Raw genomic sequence first — 19,099 nt, 5'->3', positions numbered from 1 at the left:
GAGTCCATGGACGTACAACTCATGGAGGACGACGCGACGTTCGTCCGGCCGTTCATCATCACCGGCGGCCGGGCCGAGCCGCTCCAGGCCGATCTGCGGCTCGAGACGCTGGTCGTCGCCGTCGGGGTGCCCGACGAGACGCTGACGTTCGAGCGGCGGCACATCGTCGCGGTGTGCGAGGAGCCGACGACGGTCGCCGAGGTGGCGTCGCGGGTCGGGGTTCCTCTCGGAGTCGCCAAGGTGCTGGTCTCCGACCTCGTCGTGGCCGGTCGGCTGGACTGCCGGCAACCCGCGGAGCTGCCGCTCCAGACGCTCGAAAGGATCAGGGACCATGTCCGGGCGCTCTGACAGGATCGTTCCGCTCGCCGTGAAGGTCGTGGTGAGCGGGGGACTCGGGGTCGGCAAGACCACGTTCATCGGGGCGATCTCGGAGATCGAACCGCTGGACACGGAGGCTGCCATTACGCAGGTCTCCGTCGGCGTCGACTCGTTGGACGGGGTGGAGTCGAAGACCACGACGACGGTCGCGCTGGATTTCGGGCGGATCACTCTTGATCCGACGATCGCGCTGTATCTGTTCGGGACGCCCGGGCAGGACCGGTTCTCGTTTCTGTGGGACGACCTGGTGGAGGGGGCGTTGGGGACGGTCGTCCTGGTGGACACGCGGCGGATCGAGGAGTGTTTTCCGGCGGTGGACTACTTCGAGGGGCAGGGGGCGCCGTTCGTGCTGGCGGTGAACCGGTTCGACGGGGCGGAGCGGTTCGAGGTGGAGGAGATTCGGGAGGCGTTGGGGTTGGGGGTGATGTGCCTGTGCTGGAGTGTGATGCGCGGGAGCGGGGGTCGGTGCGGGATGTGTTGGGGGCCCTGATGGATCGGGTGATCGGGGTTCGGGCTGCGCCGCCCAGGAGGAGGGCGATGGTTGCGCGCTAGTCGCCGTGGGTGCGCGGGTGGTGCGGCGAGTGCCGGTCCGTCGTGGCTTGTCGCGCAGTTCCCCGCGCCCCTTGGTCGGCTGTCGCCTCGTCAGTTTCCTAGTTCTGGGGGTGAGATCTGCGATTTCTCGATCGCCGAGCCCGTCGTTCCCCACTTCTTGAGGATCTTCTGGTAAGTCCCGTCCGCTATCAGCTTGTTGACCGCTGTCTGGAAGGCCGGGGCCAGCTTTGTGTTCTTCTTGAAGGCGAAGCCGACGTCCAGGCGGTGGTATTCGTTGAGGAACTTGACGCCCTGTTGGTGGGCCACGGCGTAGCGGAGGCCGTTGATCGTGGACATCAGCACGTCGCTGCGGCCCTGCTGGAGCGAGGACCAGATGGCGCCCTGTTCGCTGTAGGTCTGGATCTTGTACGGCTTCTTGCCGGCCTGCGTGCAGAGCTTCTTGTTCTCCTCCAGCGTGGCCTCGAAGGTGGTGCCGGCGCCGGTCGCCACGTTCAGGCCGCACAGCTGCGTCAGGTCCGTGACCTTGGCGAGCTTGCTGTCCGAGCGGGTGGCGAAGCCCTGGCCGTCGTTGATGTAGGTGACGAAGTCGATGGTCTTGCGGCGTTCGTCGGTGACGCCGAAGTTGCTCGCGCCGAAGTCGTACTTGCCGCTGTCGAGGGCCGGGAGGATCGCCTCGAAACTGGCCTGCTCGGTCTTGAGCTTGATGCCCAGGACCTTGGCCACCGCGTCCGCGAAGTCGACGTCCTGGCCGGTCAGCGTCTTGCCGTCGTCCAGATAGGTGGTGCCGGGCGGGGTGCCGCCGACGCTGATCGCGACGGTGAGGGACTTGGTGCCGGCGGGCAGCAGGGCGGCGGCCGACTCGTCCTTCTGGATCGCCGAGACGACGTCCGTGGTCGGGATCTTGTCCGCCTTGGCCGAGGTGCCTGCGGCGTCGGCCGGGTCGTTCGAACCGGAGCCGCACGCGGTGAGCAGCAGAGCGGTCGAAGTGATTAGGGCAAAAGGGGCAAATCCATGTCTGCGGGTACGCGTGGGCGTGCGCATCGTGTGCGGTCTCCTGGGAGCAGAAAGGAGCAGAGAGGAGCTGAAAACGGCGAGAGGGGAGGGGTGCGCGTGTGAAGGCGGAAAAGGGAGAACGCGAAGGGCGCTCCGTCAGGAGCGCGCAGTGGGTCGGCTCAGCTCAACAGGAACAGGACCACACTCGACCGAAGTCGATGTGGGAGCGCGTGACCAGCCACTGCTGTGGATGCATGGGCCAAGTGGAACAGGCATCCGGTTCCGCGTCAACCGACCTGAGACGTGCGGCTCACATGATGGACAGCCTTGACAGTGAGGGGAAACGGCACCGTACAGTCGACGGACGGTCCTGCTGAGGGGCTCGACCGTAGCGCGCCGCGAGGCGCGCCCGTGTGAAGGCAATCACCGTGCATGACTCACGTCATGGAGCCTTCGCATGTCTTCCGACACCCTCGCCAAAGTCCCGGCGGCACCGGACATACCCGAGCGGGCCGACCCCCTGCGGATCGTTCCGCAGCGGCGGTACGGGCAGTGGACCGCCGCCGTGGTCGTGCTCGCGCTGCTCGGTCTCGCCGTCAACTCCGTTCTGCGCAACCGGGCGTTCCAGTGGGACGTCGTCGCCGACTACTTCACCTCGGACTCCGTGCTGCGCGGGCTCTGGCTCACGCTGTGGCTGACCGCGGTGGTGATGGTGCTCGGATTCGCGCTCGGCACCCTGCTCGCCGCGTTCCGGCTGTCCGCCAACCCCGTGCTGAGATCGGTCAGTTGGGGGTACGTGTGGCTGTTCAGGTCGATTCCGATCCTGGTGCAGCTGCTGCTGTGGTTCAACATCGGGGCCCTGTATCCAGAGTTGTTCGGCGTGCGGACCGTCAACCTGCTCGGGCCCGTCGAAGTCGCCATCGTCGGACTGACGTTGCACGAGGCCGCGTACGCCGCCGAGGTGGTGCGCGGCGGGATCCTCGCCGTCGACCGCGGGCAGATCGAGGCCGCGCAGGCGCTCGGGCTGAGCCGGTGGCGGCGCTGGCGGCGGATCGTGCTGCCGCAGGCGATGCGCTCCATCGTGCCGCCCGCCGGGAACATGCTGATCGGCACCCTCAAGGGCACCTCCATCGTCAGCGTCATCGCGGTCAGCGACCTGCTCTTCTCGGTGCAGCTCGTCTACCACCGCACCTACCAGGTCATCCCGCTGCTGATGGTGGCCACCCTCTGGTACACGATCGTCACCTCGGTGCTCGGCGTCGGTCAGTACTACGTGGAGAAGCACTACGCACGCGGTTCGGAGCGGGCGCGATGAGGGCCTCGTTGGTGATCGTCGGGGCCGGGCCGCGGGGGACCGGTCTGATCGAGCGGATCGCCGCCAACGCGCCCGATCTGTACGCCGGTTCGGGACTCGACATCCATCTCGTCGACCCGCATCCGCCGGGCGCCGGACGGATCTGGCGGGCCGCGCAGTCGCCGCTGCTGTGGATGAACTCCCACGCCGAGGACGTCACCATGTTCACCGACGAGACGGTGGCCATGGAGGGCCCGGTGCGCGAGGGCCCCACACTGCACGAGTGGGCCGGCATCGACGGCAGCGTCTTCGCCGACCGGCAGCTCCAGGGCTCGTACCTGCGCTGGGTGCACGAGCGGGCCGTCGTCGGCCTCCCCCCGGACGTCACCGTCCACCACCATCCGCGCCGCGCCCTGCGGATCAGCGGCCCGCGCGAGGGGCGTCAGCAGGTGTGGCTGGAGGGCCGGTCGCGACCGCTCCTCGCCGACCTGGTCGTGGTCGCCATCGGCCATCTCGACGCCGAACTCGACGAGCAGCAGGGTGAGTTGGCGGAGTACGCGCGCACCCACGGGCTCGTCCATCTGCCGCCCGACTTCACCGCCGACAGCGACCTGTCCGCGCTGAAGCCCGGCGAACCCGTCCTCGTGCGCGGCTTCGGGCTCGCCTTCGTCGACCTGATGGTGCTGCTCACCGAGGGGCGCGGCGGACGGTACGAGGGGGACACGTACCTGCCCTCGGGACGGGAGCCGGTGCTGTACGTCGGGTCGCGGCGCGGAGTGCCGTACCACTCGAAGATCGGTTACGAGTGGAGCGGTGAACGGCCGCCGCTGCCACGGTTCTTCGGCCCCACGCAGGTGGCGGAGCTGCTGGCCCGGCCGGAGCGGTTCGCCTTCCGACGGGACGTGTGGCCGCTGGTGGAGAAGGAGTTGGGGTTCGCCCACTACCACCGGCTGTTCACCGTTCATCCCGAGCGCACCGGCATGGCCTGGGCCGACTTCGAGGAGAAGTACGCGGCCGTCGAGGACCCGGCCGAGCGGGCGGCGCTGGTGGAGGCGGCCGTGCCCGATCCGGCGGACCGGCTGGACCTGGACGCGATCGACCGTCCGCTGGAGGGGATGCGCTACGGATCCTTCGAGGAGTTCCAGGAAGGGCTGCGCGGGTATGTCGAGCGGGATCTGAGCAGGAGTCATGATCCCGAGTACAGCCAGGACCTGGCCGTCTTCCTCGGACTGCTTTCCGTCTACGGGCAGTTGATCCGACTCGGGGATGTCGGGCCCTGGTGGCACGGGTTCTTCAGCTATCTGGCCTCCGGTCCGCCCGGACCGCGGCTGCGGCAGCTGCTGGCGCTGTCCCGGGCGGGGATCGTGAAGTTCCTCGGCGCCGACATGGCCGTCACCGCCGAGGACGGGGTGTTCCGGGCGTCCAGTGTCACCGTGCCCGGTGCCTTCGTCGAGGCGCGGGCGCTGGTCGAGGCGCGGCTGCCCGAGCCGACCGTCGGACGGGCCCGCGACCCGCTGCTGCGTGAGCTGGCCGCCGACGGCGCCGCCGGGACACCGGACGGGCTGCTGCGGGTGGATCCCGGCGACGGACGTGTCCTCGACCGGGCCGGGCGACCGCACCCACGGCGCTTCGCGCTCGGCCCGTTCACCGACGGACGTACCCCCGGCGCCTTCACCCGGCCGCGCACCGGCGGGCCCGCGTTCCGGCAGAACGACGCGACCGCGCGGGCCGCACTGCGGTTCCTGGCCGAGCTGACCGCCCGGGCGGCCGCGTGAACTCCCCGCGCAGGCAAGCGACTTCACCGAACCCCGACGTCAAGGACCCCGCGATGAGCGTCATGGTCGACATCAGATCCGTCCACAAGAGCTTCGGCTCGCTCGAAGTCCTCAAGGGCATCGACCTCCAGGTGCGCACCGGCGAGGTCACCGTCGTCCTCGGCCCGTCCGGCTCCGGCAAGTCGACGCTGCTGCGCACCATCAACCACCTGGAGAAGGTGGACCACGGTGCGATCAGTGTGGACGGCGCGCTGATCGGCTACCGGCGCGCCGGGGACAGGCTGCACGAACTGCCCGAGCGCGAGGTGCTCAGACAGCGGACGCGGATCGGCTTCGTCTTCCAGAACTTCAACCTGTTCCCGCACCTCACCGTGTTGGAGAACGTGATCGAGGCGCCGGTGTCCGCGCTGAAGCGGCCGCGAAAGGAGGCCGTCGACAGTGCGCGTCGGCTGCTGGAGCGGGTGGGGCTCGGGGAGAAGACGGACGCCTATCCCAAGCAGCTCTCCGGTGGCCAGCAGCAGCGGGTCGCCATCGCGCGGGCGCTCGCCCTGGAGCCGAGACTGCTGCTCTTCGACGAGCCGACCTCCGCGCTCGACCCCGAGCTGGTCGGCGAAGTCCTCGACGTCATACGGGACTTGGCCCAGCAGGGCACCACGATGATCGTCGTCACGCACGAGATCGGCTTCGCCCGCGAGGTCGCCGACACCGTTGTCTTCATGGACGACGGACGGATCGTCGAAGAGGGCGCACCGGCGGACGTACTGGACAACCCGCGGCACGAGCGCACGCGGGCGTTTCTCTCGAAGGTGCTGTGATGCTGCATCTCTCTGCCGCACTCGACCAACCGTCCGCCTACGACGCCGGTTCCTACGTCGAGCTGGCGCGGCTCGCCGAGCGCGGCGGGCTCGACTTCGTGACCCTCGGCGACACCTTCGCCCGCCCGGGGCCCGACGCGCTCGCCGTGCTGTCCCGCGTCGCGCCCGCAACCAGCCGGATCGGCCTGGTGCCCACCGTGACCACCACGCACACCGAGCCCTTCCATGTGCAGGCCGCCGTCGCCACCCTCGACTGGGTCAGCCGGGGCCGGGCCGGCTGGCGGATCGACGTGTCGACCACCGAGGGCGAGGCCCGCCTCTTCGGCCGCCGGCACGCGGCCCCCGTCGAGGCGCTGTGGCACGAGGCCGGCGAAGTCGCCGACGTGGCCGCCAGGTTGTGGGACAGCTGGGAGGACGACGCCGAGATACGGGACCTGCCCACCGGCCGCTTCATCGACCAGGACAAGCTGCATTACGTCGACTTCGAGGGCGCCGACTTCTCGGTGAAGGGCCCCTCGATCGTGCCGCGCCCGCCGCAGGGCCACCCGGTGCGGGTGGTCGACGCCACCGAAGGACACGCCCGGCGCACCGCCGCCCGGTACGCCGACGTGGCCCTGGTGCGCGCCGCGAGCCCCGCGCAGGCGGCCGCCGTACGCGAGCAACTCCGGGAGGAAGCCGGTGAGTTCGGGCGCGACCCCGACACCCTCCGGGTCCTCGCGAGCCTCCTCGTCGACCTCGGCGACGGCGAGCACGCGGCCGAGCCGGGCCACGGCGGGGGCGGCCCCCGGCAGACCGCGCAGGGCCCGCTGTACCGGGGCGGCCCGGTGGACCTCGCCGAACTCGTCGCCGCCTGGCACGCGGACGGCATCGTCGACGGCTTCCACCTCACGCCCGCCGAGCCCCGCCGTGACCTGGAGCGGCTCGTCAACGGCACGGTCGCGCTGCTTCAGCACCGCGGCCTGTTCCGCACCTTCTACCCGGGCAGCACCCTCCGGGAGCACCTGGGCCTGGCCAGGCCCGCCAACCAGTACGCCGGGCAGTACGCCGTGACAGGGGGAGCGTCATGACCGTACGGCCTCGGAGGCAGATGCATCTCGCGGCGCACTTTCCCGGCGTCAACAACACCACGGTGTGGGCCGATCCGCGGTCCGGGTCGCAGATCGAGTTCTCGTCCTTCGAGCACCTCGCCCGCACCGCCGAACGTGGTCTGTTCGACTTCTTCTTCCTCGCGGAGGGGCTGCGGCTGCGCGAACACAAGGGCCGTATCCACGACTTGGACGTGGTGGGGCGGCCCGAGTCGCTGACCGTGCTGAACGCCCTGGCCGGGGTGACCGAGCGGCTCGGGCTCGCCGCCACCGTCAACGCCACCTTCAACGAGCCGTACGAACTCGCCCGCAGACTGGCCACGTTGGACCACCTCAGCGGCGGCCGGGCGGCCTGGAACGTGGTGACCTCCTCCGACGCCTTCACCGGTGAGAACTTCCGCCGCGGCGGCTTCCTCGACCGTGCGGACCGGTACACGAGGGCCGCCGAATTCGTCGCCACGGCACGGGAGTTGTGGGACTCCTGGACGCCGGACGGAGTCTCCCGGCCCTTCGCGCACCGCGGTCGACACTTCGACATCGCGGGCGAGTTCACCGTCCCGCGCTCGCCGCAGGGGCACCCGGTCGTCATCCAGGCCGGCGACTCCGACGAGGGGCGGGAGTTCGCCGCCGCCACGGCCGACGTGGTCTTTTCCGGCTGGGGGTCCGGGGGTTATCCCCCGGGAAGACGCAGCACCAGGCAGAGCTCGCTGGAGTCGGGGCGTGCCTTCTACGCCGATGTGAAGCGCCGCCTCGCGAAGTACGGCCGTACATCCGACGATCTCAAGATCATGCCCGGGGTCTCGGTTGTTCTCGGGGACACCGCCGCCGAGGCTCAGGAGAAGGCCGCCGAGATCCGGCGGCAGCAGGTCTCCCCGCAGAACGCCGTCCTCGCGCTGGAGCAGATCTGGGGCGTCGACCTGTCCGCCTACGACCCGGACGGGCCCCTGCCCGAGATCGACCCCGTGGACGGGACCGGCATCACCCAGGGCCGGACCCGGCGCGGTGACACGGTCGCGATCGCCGAGAAGTGGCGGGCGCTGTCGAAGGAGAAGGGGCTGTCGATCCGGCAGACCGTGATCGAGGCGGGTGCCCGGCAGTCCTTCATCGGCACCCCGGAGGCGGTCGCCACCGAGCTCGACGGGTTCGTGCGGCGCGAGGCCTCCGACGGCTTCATCCTCGTACCGCATCTCACCCCGTCCGGACTCGACGAGTTCGTGGACCGGGTGGTGCCGCTGCTCCAGGAGCGCGGCGCGTTCCGCACGGAATACCGGGGCGCCACCCTGCGCTCGCATCTGGGGTTGTCCGACCCGGTAGGGAAGAGTTGATCACTATGGCGACAGGAATGATCGCATGAGTTCGGACGCGTCCGACGAATGGAAGAAGTGGCATGAGCAGCGGGTGGAGGCCGTCTCGGAGCCCTATGGGCCGCTCGCGCTGACCGGCACGCACTGGCTCGACGACCATCCGGGCGGGCGACTTCCGGACATCCCCGGGATCTGGGCCGCCGACGGGGACGGTCTGGTTCTGACGGCCGCCGCGGCGGACGGTCTGACGGTGGACGGGCGGACGCCGGCCGGTGAGGTGCGGCTTGCCGCCGACACCGGGGCGGTGGCCGCGGCCCGGGTCGCGTACGGGGAGCGGCGGCTGGTCGTGCTGGTGCGGGAAGGGCTTTGGGGGGTACGGGACTTCGACCCCGGGGCCGAGACGCGGCGGGTCTTCGGGGGGATCGACGCGACGCCGTACGATCCGCGCTGGTCGGTGCCGGGGCGGTTCACGTCGTATGGCGAAGACCGCACGGTGCGGGTGAAGAACCACGACGGACGTGAGCGCGGGCTGGAGCTCGTCGGCTCGCTGGCTTTCGCGTTGGGCGGGCGGGAGTTCAGCCTTCAGGTCGCGGCTCAGGGGGATGTCCTGTGGGCGGTGTTCGCCGACTCGACCAGCGGTGACGGCAGTTTCCGCTTCCGGTTCCTCTATCCGGCGGCGCCGGACGCGGAGGGGCGTACGACGGTCGACTTCAACCGGGCCCAACTGCCGCCCTGCGCCTTCGCCGACCACTTCATCTGCCCCTTCCCGCCGCCCGGGAACACCCTCGACATCGCGATCGAGGCGGGGGAGCGCAACCTGGTCTGAACCAGGGCGCAAGTGGCCAAAAAGCATGGTTCGTTCAGCGGCCGACGGCCGAAAGGCGCCCTTGCGTCTACCGGTCGTTCGGCCGAATACTCCCCGGAAGCGCTTGTCAGGGGCACGGCGTGTCCGAAATCCGGACGATCAGAGCCCTGGCTGCGCCTCACGGGGCCCCGACCCCACGCGGGCCCCCCGACTTCCCCTTGGGAGGAACGAACGTGAGGATCAAGCGCACCACCTCCCGCAGTGGCATTACGAGACGGACCCGGCTGATCGCCGTCACCACCGGACTCGTGGCCGCCGCAGCGATCGCGGTCCCCAGCGCGAACGCGTCCACCGCCACGCCCTTCAGCACGGCGCAGCTCAAGACCGCCAACGCCTCGGTGTTGAAGGCCGACGTCCCCGGCACCGCCTGGGCCGTCGACAGCAAGACCAACCGCGTTGTCGTCACCGTCGACAGCACCGTCTCCAAGGCCGAGATCGCCAAGATCAAGAGCGCGGCGGGGAGCAACGCCGGCGCCCTCACCATCAAGCACACGGCGGGTCAGTTCAAGAAGCTGATCACCGGTGGCGACGCGATCTACGGTGGCGCCTACCGCTGTTCGCTCGGCTTCAACGTGCACAGCGGGAGCACCTACTACTTCCTGACCGCCGGGCACTGCGGTGAGGTCGCCTCGACCTGGTACTCCAACTCCGGGCACACCACGGTGCTGGGTACCAACGTCAGCTACAGCTTCCCGACCAATGACTTCGCGCTGGTCAGGTACACCAACACGTCGATCGCGCACCCGAGCGCGGTGGGCAGCCAGACCATCTCCAGCGCGGCCACGCCGAGTGTCGGTACGACCGTGTACCGCCGCGGCTCCACCACCGGCACGCACAGCGGTCGGGTCACCGCCCTGAACGCCACCGTCAACTACGGCAGCGGTGACGTGGTGTACGGCATGATCCAGACCACGGTCTGCGCCGAGGGCGGCGACAGCGGCGGTCCGCTGTACGGCGGGACCGTGGCGTACGGTCTGACCTCCGGTGGCAGTGGCAACTGCACCTCCGGCGGTACGACCTTCTTCCAGCCGGTCACCGAGGCGCTGAGCTACTACGGCGTGAGCGTGGGCTGACGATCCTTTCAGTGGCCCCCGTGCGCAACAGGCGTGCGGGGGCTCCCTCTTGCCCGGGTGACGGAGTTACCTTCGAAGTACAGATTGCTCAGTCCCCTGGGGGCCGGCATGGTCGAGGAGCTGGTGGCGGCGGGAGTGACCCTCGCGTCCGCCGGCGTGGTGTACGCGATGGCCGCGGCACGGGTCGTCAAGCAGTACGAACGTGGTGTGGTGTTCCGGTTGGGCAGACTCCGGGACGAGGTGCGTGAGCCGGGGTTCACGATGATCGTGCCGTTCGTGGACCGGATGCAGAAGGTCAACATGCAGGTCGTGACGATGCCTGTGCCCGCACAGGAGGGCATCACCCGGGACAACGTCACGGTGCGGGTGGATGCCGTTGTGTACTTCAAGGTGACCGGGCCGGCCGAAGCGATCGTGCGGGTGGAGGACTACCGGTTCGCCGTGGCGCAGATGGCTCAGACTTCGCTTCGGTCGATCATCGGCAAGAGCGAGCTGGATGATCTGCTGTCGAATCGGGAGAAGCTCAATCAGGGGCTGGAGTTGATGATCGACAGTCCTGCCGTGGAGTGGGGGGTGACGATCGACCGGGTCGAGATCAAGGATGTCTCGTTGCCCGAGACCATGAAGCGGTCCATGGCCCGGCAGGCCGAAGCCGATCGGGAGCGGCGGGCTCGGGTCATCAACGCCGATGCGGAGTTGCAGGCTTCCGTGAAGCTGGCCGAGGCCGCGCAGCAGATGGCGGATACGCCGGCTGCGCTTCAGTTGCGGCTGTTGCAGACCGTGACCGCGGTGGCTGCGGAGAAGAACTCCACGCTTGTTCTGCCGTTCCCGGTGGAGTTGTTGCGGTTCCTGGAGAGGGCGCAGCAGCCGGGGCAGCCTCAGGAGCCGGTGCAACCTCAGCAGCCGGTGCCGCCGCAGCAATCGGTGCCGTCGCAGCAATCGGTGCAGCCGCAACTTTCGGCTGGTGAGGATCGTTCGGATGAGGGTTCCGAGGGGGCGAATTCAGGACAGGGCTAGACCTCACGGAGTGCGCATGGGGCATTCGCTTGCTGTGTTTGCAGTGCGAAGATGTGGGGTGACCGTGGACAGTCAAGTGGGTGGGGGCGTGCGGGGGGCTGTTCTACGCGCGTCCTGAAGACGCCCTTGTGTGCTCCCTGTGAGGCTCGGAATAGTGGGCGCCGTTCAACGCCTTCCGGTCCGGCGGGGTCCCCACAACCTCGCGGGCCGATCCCCCCACAGGAGGACGCAAGTTGAAGCATCGACGCATACCCAAGCGGCGTGCGGCCCTGGCGGGTGCGGGTGTCGCCGCGCTCGTGGCGGCCGGAGTCACCTTCCAGTCTGCGAACGCCAGTGAGCCGGTGAAGACCTCGGCGCCCCGGACCCTGTCTGTCGCTGCGGCCGGAAAGCTCGCCTCCACGCTGGGCGCGGACCTCGGCGCCGCGGCGGCGGGAACGTATTACGACGCGAAGGCCAAGAGCCTCGTCGTGAACGTTCTGGACGAGAGTGCCGCGAAGACCGTTGCGGCGGCCGGCGGCACGGCCAGAATCGTCGCCAACTCGCTGGCCGAGCTTGATGGTGCCCGGGCAGTGTTGACCGAGGACGCGACTATCGCGGGTACGTCCTGGTCGACCGATCCGGTCAGTAACAAGGTTGTCGTGACGGCTGACAAGACCGTCTCGCAGGGGGAGTTGGCCAAGCTCTCCAAGGTCGTGGACGGGCTGGGTGCCAAGGCCGAACTCAAGCGCTCGAAGGGGGAGTTCAAGCCCTTCATCGCCGGTGGCGACGCCATCTCCGGGTCGGGTGGGCGGTGTTCGCTCGGGTTCAACGTGACCAAGGGCGGGGAGCCGTTCTTCCTGACCGCCGGGCACTGCACCGACGCGATCTCGACGTGGTCGGACTCCAGCGGGAACGAGATCGGTACGAACGCCGACTCTCAGTTCCCCGGGAATGACTTCGGGCTGGTCAAGTACACGGCGGACGTGGACCATCCGAGTGCGGTCGATCTGTACGACGGGTCCTCGCAGGACATCACGCATGCGGCCGAGGCCACGGTGGGCGAGAAGGTGACGCGGAGCGGGTCCACGACGCAGGTGCACGACGGTACGGTCACCGGGCTGAACGCGACCGTGAACTACTCCGAGGGCACGGTCAGTGGGCTCATCCAGACCGATGTGTGCGCGGAGCCGGGGGACAGCGGGGGTCGCTGTTCGACGGGGACGCGGCTGTCGGGCTGACGTCGGGGGTAGTGGTGACTGCACCTCCGGTGGGGAGACGTTCTTCCAGCCTGTGACCGAGGCGTTGTCGGCTACGGGGACCTCGATCGGCTGAGGCGGCTGGTGTGATGGCCCGCTCCCGTGGTGGGGGCGGGCCTTTGCGCTTTCGGTGGGTTGTGGGTCGGGGTCGGGGCGGTACGGCGAACCCGCCGCCGACGGTACTGCTGTGGGTCGGGAGGGGAACGAGCCCAACGAACCACGTAAGCGGCGGGTTGCGCCGTACCGCCCCGACCCGCTCCTGTGCGAGAGCGGCTGCGGGTGTGTGGGGCGGCCCGAACCGCTCCCGGTGCGTTCGCGGCTGCGGGGGGCTTCCCGGCAGGGTTACGGCGCCTGGGTCGGTAGGGGGGCGTTGTCCTGGCGTTTTGCGCGCAGCGTCGAGGCGAGGAGCGTGATGGCGATGCCGGCTGCTGCCCAGGCGGACAGGACCAGCAGGGCGCCTGTTGTGTCGTTGCCCTTGAAGTAGGCGATCGAGCGGGCCACCCAGGTGCCGGCGCCCGGGGGGAGGGCTGGGCCGATCGCCTTCCAGAACGGGGGGAGCATGGGGAGGGGGAAGGCTCCGCCCGCGCTCGGGTTGCCCGCGATCACCACGAGGAGGATCGCCAGGCCGATGCCTACGATTCCGAAGATTCCCTGGAGGGCCAGGGTTGCGGCTCCTACGGCGAAGGTGACCAGGGCGCCGAGGCCCCAGTAGGCCATGACGCTGCCCGGCAGGGCGCCCAGGATCGGGCCTACGATCACCGCGCCGCCCAGGCCGCCGACGATCGAGACCAGTGCCATCACGGCCAGGCGGATCGCCGCGCGGCGCGGGTTGGCGGGGCGGGCGCCCGTGCTGATCGCCAGGATCGAGGCGCACAGGTAGCCGCCTACGCACCAGCCGACGACCACGTAGAAGGACGACAGTCCGTCGAAGTCCTCTGCGGAGGCCGGGGCCACGTCCACCGTCTTGATCGCGCGTTGCTGGGACGCCTCCAGGACGGTGAGGTATTTCTCGAGCGTGGTGGCCAGGACCGTGCCGCCGCCGCTGGCCACCAGGAGGGTGTCGGTGGTGCGGGCCGGGTTGATGATCAGCGCGCCGTCGATGTCCCGGTTGAGGATCTTGGCGCGTGCCGTCGCTTCGTCGGAGACCGTCCGCGGGTCGAAGGGGGAGCCCGGCAGTTGGTTCAGCCGGGTCACTGCTTGTTGGGCCACGGCTTGTGGTGCGACCACTCCGAAGGGCACGTCCTTCGGTTTCGGGTTGTGCAGTGCGCCTACGTAGGAGGCGATGAACAGCAGCTGGAGGGCGAGCACACCGAGGACGAGGAGGGTGGCCCGCGGTGTGACGGCGTCCCTCACCTCACCGAGGAAGGAGGGCGGTGGGGGTGTGCCGGCGCCGGTCGTCTGCGTCATGTCCTCAAGATCGGGGGCGCTCGGGGTTCGCGCAGGTGGGGCGCGCCCGAATGGATGGCGTGTGGATGTGTTTGGTGGTGGTGGTGTCTGGTTTTGGGCGGTGCTTGTCTTGTTGAAAATCGGTTCCGTGTTCGAGTTGTGTCGCTGACCGGGGCTGATGGGGTTAGAGTAATCGAACGCGAGTACGATGAACATATCGGATGTATGGCTGAAAAGGGGTGGAGTGATGGAGGTGCGGCATGGCGGGCTTCGTCCACGTGCACGTCGCGTCCGGTTACTCCGCCCGCTACGGCGCGTCTCATCCCGAGCAGCTTGTTCGGCGGGCTGCCGAGCGGGGTATGTCCGCGCTCGCGCTCACCGATCGGGACACGGTCACCGGGGTCGTTCGATTTGCGCGGGCGTGTGGGAAGGAGGGGGTCCGGCCGGTTTTCGGGGTCGATCTCGCGGTGGAGGCTCTTGCGCCCCCGCCGCCCGTCCTGCGGCGACGTACTCCGGTGCGCGGTGGTGCGCATGTGGCTGAGCCGCCGTTGCGGTTCGTGCTGCTTGCCCAGGATCGGGAGGGGTGGGCGCGGCTGTGTCGTATCACCTCGGCCGCTCATGTGGGGGCCCTGTCCGGTACGGCACCGGTGGTGCCCTGGGAGGCCTTGCGCGAGTACGGCGGTCCGGGGCTGGTGGTGTTGCTCGGGCCGCTTTCGGAGCCGGTGCGGGCCTTGTCGGTGGGGCGTGAGGATGTCGCGATGAGGCTCTTGGCGCCCTGGAAGGAGGTCTTCGGGGGAGGGGTTCGGTTGGAGGCTGTTGCGCAGAAACGTTTCAGCGTAGGGCCGGGGTCCCTGCGGCTCGCTGCCCGGACTCTTGCCCTGGCCGACCGCACCGGCACCACCGCCGTGCTCTCCAACGCCGTCCGCTACGCCGACCCGGACCAGCACCGGCTGGCCGATGTCCTGGATGCCGCGCGGCTGCTGAGACCGATCGACCGGCGTCGCCTGGACAGCGGGCAGCGCTGGCTCAAGGACGAGAGGGGAATGGCGGGCGTGGCGCGGATGATCGCCGAGTGCGCGGGGGCGGACGTCCGCCGGGCCCGGCGTCTGATGGCGGACACCGTCGCCGCGGGGGCCGAGTGCACCGTCGACCCGGCGGCGGACCTCGGACTCGGTACGCCGCACCTCCCGGAGCCGTCGCTCTTCGGCGCCGGGCCCGGGGACGGGGGCGCGGCTCGGCTGCTCCGGCTGCGCTGCGAGGCCGGTCTGGTCCGGCGCGGCCTCGACCGGGACCGGGAGGCGCTCGCCCGACTGGACGAGGAGCTCGCCGTCATCTCCCACTGGAACTACGACGCGTACTTCCTCGCCATCGGACAGGTCGTCGCCGACATCCGGGCCAAGGGCATTCGGGTCGCGGCCCGTGGGTCGGGGGCCGGCTCGCTGGTCTGCCATGCCCTGGACATCGCCACCGCCAACCCGCTCGACCACAGCCTGCTGTTCGAACGGTTCCTGAGCATGCGCCGGGAGTCGCTGCCCGACATCGACATCGACGTGGAGTCCGCGCGGCGGCTGGAGTGCTACGACACGATCTTCGAGCGGTTCGGGAAGGAGCGGGTGGCGGTCACCGCGATGCCCGAGACCTATCGGGCGCGCAGGGCGCTGCGGGACACCGGCCTGGCGTTGGGGATCGCCCCGGCGGAGGTCGACCGGATCGCCAAGAGTTTCCCGCACCTGCGGGCCTCGGACATCACCGGCGCTCTCGCCGAACTGCCCGAGCTACGGCAACTGGCAGGAGAGAAGGGCCGGTTCGGGCCGTTGTGGGAGCTGGCCGAAGGCCTTGACTCGCTGGTTCACGGCATGGCCATGCATCCCTGCGGCGTGGTCATCAGTGACGCGACTCTGCTGGACCGGCTGCCGGTGCAGCCCACCCCGCAGGGCGACTACCCCATGGCCATGGCCGCGAAGGAGGAGATCGAAGCGCTGGGCAACATCAAACTCGATGTTCTGGGGGTACGGATGCAGTCCGCGATGGCCCACGCCGTCACGGAGATCGAACGTACAACGGGTCGTCATATCGAGCTGGACGACCCGCAGCAGGTGCCGCTCGACGATGTCTTCGCCTTCAAGCTCATCCAGGAGAGTCGGACGCTGGGGTTGTTCCAGCTGGATTCTGTGTCAACTCCTGGCGTGTTGCCCGCGCTGAGGCAGGTGTACGCGACCGGATCGGACGGCGGACGGTTGCCGGGGTCATGTTCATCGATCACGTGTCGTCTTCCGCTGCCCGTATGTGTCTCGCTGCGCCGTAAGAGCTGCAGGACTGAAGCCTCTTCAGACTGCGGCAGGAGGCGGTTTGCCGGTAAGGGCGGATCACCTGACCTCGATCGCAGACTTATACCCTCCCGTTTCGAGACGGTCATATGTCACGATGGACGGGTGCGTCGCCGGATCACGAACCCTTCCGATCACCACTGCAGGGGATATGGGAAGCGCCCCCAACAGATGGAGGCGTCGAATGTTCTTGTGGTGAACCTCCAGTTCCCCCAGGAATCTGCGAAACATTGCTTCAAATGATTTGAGCGATGCTCGCGATTTTATGATTTCCGGTACTGGTGTGGCTTGGGAGGGGAACAGCTTGAAAACGGGGAGGCTTGCGATCTGTGCAGGAATTTCCCGAGGATGGATGGTGCCCGATATGTTCGCGATCAACACGGCCTCGGTCTGATTTTTTTGAGGGCGAGGAATGGTGAACGAAAATTGTACCGGCGTAAAGTCCTCCCCTTCTGGCCAATGCCAATTATCTGTGCCACGGTGTCGTTGATATATGTCAAGTTGGTGATCATCGTCGAGTTTCGCTCCGAGATAGACCAGGAGGGGTAGGCGTGCGAAACTGAAGAGGCTGACGTGTTCGATTTCGCCTCTTGAAATCCCGTCTTGAAGCGTATGGTCGACAACCTGGTCGATTGCAGCTGTGGCGGCCCGGTAGTACTCAAGCGATGGTCCAGCCTCACCGCTTATTGACTGCAGATCGATCGAAATTTCCATGGATGCGGAAGGTGTGCTTGATTCACCGGGCAGGGGGCGCAAGTCAATTTCAACTCCCTGACGGTCGTAGCTGAGAGTGAACATGGGGTAGCGCTCTCCAGAGGCGATCACTGCTTGCATAGCTGTCTTCCTCGAGAGCTCAACGGGGCGCCCCCGCAGACGACCGATCATCCGAAGGACCACGGTCCTATTGTCGCTGGCTAGGCCGGTGACGTGAAGAACTCTCTCCTCGTGAAGCTTCTTTATCCTTCGAAGCTTTTCGACGGTGAATACATCCAACGTGGCTGGATCGTCAATCTCGTCGTGGCAGTCGGCGCAAGCGAGCAAGATATTATCCGCCTTGTCCCGCTCGCTTGTTGGGTACGGCGTGGTTCCTCGCGGTGAGCTAACGGACTCTTTCTGGCCGACGATATGGGCGAGCTCACCAAGCGATATGGGCTCATCGGTAAGGTGGCCATCCAGTAGATAGCGATTACATACGGCGCACCGCCCACCGGACCGAACCCAGACGCGCCTTTTTTCAAGTTCCTTGAGCGCAGGCCTGCTGCCTACCCTGCGACGCTTTCGTGGTCCGTCTGACACCTGTACCGCCCTTTCCTTGCAGGCCGTCAGTGATTACTGTTAACCCTTGGTTCGTGCCCTCCTCCTCTCTATTGCTCCGTGATCAGCCAAATTTCGTAGTGCAGTAGCCACTCGGCAGCCCAGGGCAAGATTGTGTAAGCGATCAACATGCCGTCGTTCCATTCCGCAGGCAAGTGAAGGCACAGCTTATCGCCCGGGAAAACGTGTGGAAGTCTTTTTGCTTTCGGGTGAAGATCCAGGGGTGGATCAATGACTGTCACTGTAGGGCGAACTCGGTGGCGATATGTGATGCGCAGTGTATATATCTGACTCAAGGGCGTAGGTTGCAAGCGCACTATGCAAGTGAGCGTGCCCCCTTTTGCCACTCGGCATATGGCGTCAGGCGTCACTGACTTGACTGCCACTACTTGCTTGGCCAGATTAAGAGCTGGTCTTCTTGCTCTCATGGGAACCAAAGAAGTTGTGGTCGCGTAGCGGGATTGAGAGGCTGGTTGCCCCAGTAAGGAGGCCTGATCCGCGAGCCATATGGAGGTTTCCACTTGCACGTTTCTCAAGCATGTTATCGCCCATTGCTAGAGCGGCCTTCTGGACGGGAGCCGTGCCGAACTCTGGGGTCAGCCTTTCGGCAACGCGATGGATGCCTGCGTTCTTAAGGGTATAGGCGTCTTTGAGAGTCTCGGAGATTTCAGCGAGCCACGCATGAAACGCATCCCGCCTCTCGGGATACTCATTCCATTTGTCCGCGAAGTTCTCGCCGGGGTGCGCAGGACTAGGCACCCACAGCTGGCCACTTCGGTTCTCGATGTACCGCGGCATACGTGAGAGGCTGGACAGCAGGGCGCTGAGCAGGTCTTCGTCTCCGTCGTAAGCCTTTGCGGCAAGCGTGGTTACGAGAATCGACGGAGGCCGGTTGTCGAGGTCATCAGAAAACCGCACAGCACTGTGCAACTTGAGGACCTGCACCAACCTCTGCAGGGTTGTACGCACCCGCCAGACGGGCACATCGGCGACGTCCGCCTTCGTGTCTCGTGCTACCTTCTCGATCTTGCGTTTCATCTCATCGGACCGGGTGCGAAACCAGTCGGAGTAGCCGATGGGGTTGCTGAGCTGCCAAGGTCGCAGTTTCCGGTCCGTGAGCCGGATCCCTGTCGGCGGAAGATCTTCGTCAGGAATCGCCGGCAGGACGTCCATGTGGAAGCCGTCGTCTGGATACTTCAGCGTCCAACACCGACGGCTGTCCTTGCACTCGTCCGGTCCGTCGTCGTCCTCGACTTCATCCTTCGCCCTCATGTACGCCTTGAGCATGGTGCCGACTCTGTTCTTGAGCGCCTTCTGAGTTGTGCTCTCCTTGGCGATGTCCAGATGGCAGACGAGGTCGATGTCGTACTCGCTGTCGGCAGTGGGCGGCCGAGTCACTGTGCCGAGGCGGAAGGAACCTTGCGGATAGATCGACCACCCCTCTCCCCCCATCTCTGCGAGCCAGGTCCCGACTTCTTCATAGCGCTCGACAGCCAGCTCCTGCATGTCCGATGGGATGTCCATCGATTCCACCATGCCAGTCAGCAGGCAAGACAGGAGTTGTTCAACGGAGTACGTCATCTGCAGATCCTTCGGTGCACCTACGGGAACATAGCCCGATCTGTCTCGGTTCACCGGTGGAGCTCACGACGCATGATCAATTGGCGCTGCCGACGTACTTGCACG

At 67.4% G+C, this 19,099-nt stretch carries 13 protein-coding genes and 3 pseudogenes; 12 read left to right on the top strand and 4 right to left on the bottom strand.

What is annotated here, in order from left to right:
* The first annotated feature begins 6 nt into the window (after positions 1 to 6).
* Positions 7 to 348 carry a DUF742 domain-containing protein gene (locus ACQEWB_RS10550; protein ID WP_432829420.1) on the top strand — a complete coding sequence of 114 codons (342 nt, stop codon included), beginning with the start codon at positions 7 to 9 and terminating at the stop codon, positions 346 to 348.
* Positions 332 to 930: pseudogene (locus ACQEWB_RS10545) on the top strand (GTP-binding protein). The gene ACQEWB_RS10550 and the pseudogene ACQEWB_RS10545 overlap by 17 nt, the downstream one beginning before the upstream one ends.
* Before the next feature lie 90 nt (positions 931 to 1,020).
* Here the strand turns inward: ACQEWB_RS10545 and ACQEWB_RS10540 are convergent.
* Positions 1,021 to 1,971, bottom strand: a complete 951-nt coding sequence (locus ACQEWB_RS10540; RefSeq protein ID WP_432829418.1) for an ABC transporter substrate-binding protein — start codon at positions 1,969 to 1,971, stop codon at positions 1,021 to 1,023.
* A gap of 409 nt (positions 1,972 to 2,380) precedes the next feature.
* On the opposite strand from ACQEWB_RS10540, the gene ACQEWB_RS10535 reads away from it, so the two are divergent.
* The 9 genes and pseudogenes from ACQEWB_RS10535 (at position 2,381) to ACQEWB_RS10495 (ending at position 12,462) form a co-directional block, all read left to right on the top strand.
* Positions 2,381 to 3,238: an amino acid ABC transporter permease gene (locus ACQEWB_RS10535; RefSeq protein ID WP_432829416.1), complete on the top strand. Its 858-nt coding sequence runs from the start codon at positions 2,381 to 2,383 to the stop codon at positions 3,236 to 3,238.
* Positions 3,235 to 4,992: an FAD/NAD(P)-binding protein gene (locus ACQEWB_RS10530; RefSeq protein WP_432829414.1), complete on the top strand. Its 1,758-nt coding sequence runs from the start codon at positions 3,235 to 3,237 to the stop codon at positions 4,990 to 4,992. The genes ACQEWB_RS10535 and ACQEWB_RS10530 overlap by 4 nt, the downstream gene beginning before the upstream one ends.
* Positions 4,993 to 5,045: 53 nt before the next feature.
* Entirely contained in the window at positions 5,046 to 5,807 is a 762-nt protein-coding gene (locus tag ACQEWB_RS10525; RefSeq protein ID WP_432829412.1) for an amino acid ABC transporter ATP-binding protein, read from the top strand.
* A complete protein-coding gene (locus ACQEWB_RS10520) occupies positions 5,807 to 6,874 on the top strand; it encodes an LLM class flavin-dependent oxidoreductase (RefSeq protein ID WP_432829410.1) in 1,068 nt (355 codons plus the stop codon). The genes ACQEWB_RS10525 and ACQEWB_RS10520 overlap by 1 nt, the downstream gene beginning before the upstream one ends.
* 20 nt (positions 6,875 to 6,894) lie before the next feature.
* The gene (locus ACQEWB_RS10515) at positions 6,895 to 8,217 is read left to right on the top strand and encodes an NtaA/DmoA family FMN-dependent monooxygenase (protein ID WP_432843736.1); all 1,323 of its coding nucleotides are present in this window, start codon (positions 6,895 to 6,897) and stop codon (positions 8,215 to 8,217) included.
* 25 nt (positions 8,218 to 8,242) lie between these two features.
* Complete coding sequence (locus ACQEWB_RS10510) at positions 8,243 to 9,022, top strand: DUF1684 domain-containing protein (RefSeq protein ID WP_432829408.1); 780 nt, start codon at positions 8,243 to 8,245, stop codon at positions 9,020 to 9,022.
* A 212-nt stretch (positions 9,023 to 9,234) separates the two neighbouring features.
* On the top strand, positions 9,235 to 10,134 hold the full coding sequence (locus tag ACQEWB_RS10505) for a S1 family peptidase (RefSeq protein ID WP_432829406.1): 900 nt from the start codon (positions 9,235 to 9,237) through the stop codon (positions 10,132 to 10,134).
* 108 nt (positions 10,135 to 10,242) lie between these two features.
* Complete coding sequence (locus ACQEWB_RS10500) at positions 10,243 to 11,151, top strand: slipin family protein (protein ID WP_432829404.1); 909 nt, start codon at positions 10,243 to 10,245, stop codon at positions 11,149 to 11,151.
* A gap of 233 nt (positions 11,152 to 11,384) precedes the next feature.
* Positions 11,385 to 12,462 (top strand): annotated as a pseudogene (locus ACQEWB_RS10495) (S1 family peptidase).
* Between the two features lie 266 nt (positions 12,463 to 12,728).
* Here the strand turns inward: ACQEWB_RS10495 and ACQEWB_RS10490 are convergent.
* Positions 12,729 to 13,793 (bottom strand): DUF3533 domain-containing protein, encoded by a 1,065-nt coding sequence (locus ACQEWB_RS10490; protein ID WP_432829402.1) that lies wholly within the window; start codon positions 13,791 to 13,793, stop codon positions 12,729 to 12,731.
* A gap of 239 nt (positions 13,794 to 14,032) precedes the next feature.
* Between ACQEWB_RS10490 and ACQEWB_RS10485 the strand changes: the two are divergent.
* Positions 14,033 to 15,976: pseudogene (locus tag ACQEWB_RS10485) on the top strand (PHP domain-containing protein); the annotation flags it as partial.
* A 162-nt stretch (positions 15,977 to 16,138) separates the two neighbouring features.
* Here ACQEWB_RS10485 and ACQEWB_RS10480 read toward each other — a convergent pair.
* Both ACQEWB_RS10480 and ACQEWB_RS10475 read right to left on the bottom strand, forming a co-directional pair.
* Positions 16,139 to 16,813: an SAVED domain-containing protein gene (locus ACQEWB_RS10480; protein ID WP_432843734.1), complete on the bottom strand. Its 675-nt coding sequence runs from the start codon at positions 16,811 to 16,813 to the stop codon at positions 16,139 to 16,141.
* A gap of 1,002 nt (positions 16,814 to 17,815) precedes the next feature.
* Entirely contained in the window at positions 17,816 to 18,994 is a 1,179-nt protein-coding gene (locus tag ACQEWB_RS10475) for a cyclic GMP-AMP synthase DncV-like nucleotidyltransferase (protein ID WP_432829400.1), read from the bottom strand.
* Positions 18,995 to 19,099: the final 105 nt, after the last annotated feature.

Source organism: Streptomyces sp. CA-249302 (genome assembly GCF_050936785.1).
Taxonomy (GTDB): domain Bacteria; phylum Actinomycetota; class Actinomycetes; order Streptomycetales; family Streptomycetaceae; genus Streptomyces.
The sequence above is the reverse complement of the archived record's forward strand: the minus strand, read 5'-3'. Positions and strand labels throughout refer to the sequence as shown.